This is a genomic window from Plantimonas leprariae, from assembly GCF_008802405.1.
GTDB lineage: Bacteria > Pseudomonadota > Alphaproteobacteria > Rhizobiales > Rhizobiaceae > Plantimonas > Plantimonas leprariae.
In genome coordinates this window covers 1-1,123 of sequence record NZ_VZDO01000039.1, presented here as the reverse complement: position 1 = coordinate 1,123, position 1,123 = coordinate 1, and the positions used below count along the sequence as shown (strand labels likewise).

1 protein-coding gene is annotated in these 1,123 nt (G+C 65.9%); it reads left to right on the top strand.

Translation table 11 applies throughout. From position 1 onward, the window contains the following. Window positions 1–1,123: nucleotide sugar dehydrogenase (locus tag F6X38_RS23195; protein WP_150974100.1), on the top strand; the 1,123-nt coding region annotated here is incomplete at both ends.

Below are 1,123 nucleotides of genomic sequence, written 5' to 3'. Positions count from 1 at the left end.
CATCGACGCGGCGCGCGTCGAGCAGATCAACCGCGGCGAGAGCTTCATCAAGCACATACCGACCGAGGCGATCGCGGAAGCGACACGGGACGGCCGCTTCCAGGCAACGGTCGACTTCAACCTCCTGCGGGAAGCCGACGCGATCCTGATCGCCGTGCCGACGCCCCTGTCGAAGCAGCGCGAGCCCGACCTTTCCTATGTCGAGCGCACGGTGGAGGCGATCGCACCGCGCCTGCGCAAGGGGCATCTCGTGGTACTGGAATCGACGACCTGGCCCGGTACGACGGTGGAGATCATCGAACCCCGCCTCGAGGCGGGAGGCCTGAAATCCGGCACCGACTTCTTCCTCGCCTTCTCGCCGGAGCGAGAGGACCCGGGCAACCTCGACTTCTCGACCTCGACGATCCCGAAGGTCGTCGGTGGCGACGGTGCCGACGCCTTGGCGCTCGCTAGCGAGCTCTACAGCGCGCTCGTTTCGAAGACGGTGCCGGTCTCGTCCACCGCGACGGCTGAGGCCGTGAAGCTGACCGAGAACATCTTCCGAGCGGTGAACATCGCGCTCGTCAACGAGCTGAAGGTGATCTACGCGAAGATGGGCATCGACGTCTGGGAGGTGATCGACGCGGCGAAGACCAAGCCCTTCGGCTTCATGCCGTTCTATCCGGGGCCCGGCCTCGGCGGGCACTGCATCCCGATCGACCCGTTCTACCTGACCTGGAAGGCGCGCGAATTCGACGTCAGCACCCGCTTCATCGAACTGGCTGGCCAGATCAACACGGAGATGCCGCACTACGTGGTCGACCGCGTGGCGGAAGCGCTCGACCGGCGGACGGGGAAGGGGCTCAACGGCGCGCGCATCCTCGTCGTCGGCATCGCCTACAAGAAGAACATCGAGGACATGCGCGAAAGCCCGTCGCTGCGCCTCATCGAAATCCTCGAAGGACGCGGCGCGCAAACGGACTATCATGATCCTTTCGTGCCGATCATCCCGATGACGCGCGAGCACGCCTCGCTGGCCGGGCGCGCGTCGGCCGATCTTTCGACGGCTGCGCTCGGCGGTTTCGACGCGGTGCTGATCGCCACCGACCACGATGCGGTGGACTACCGCATGCTGGCGAGGGAG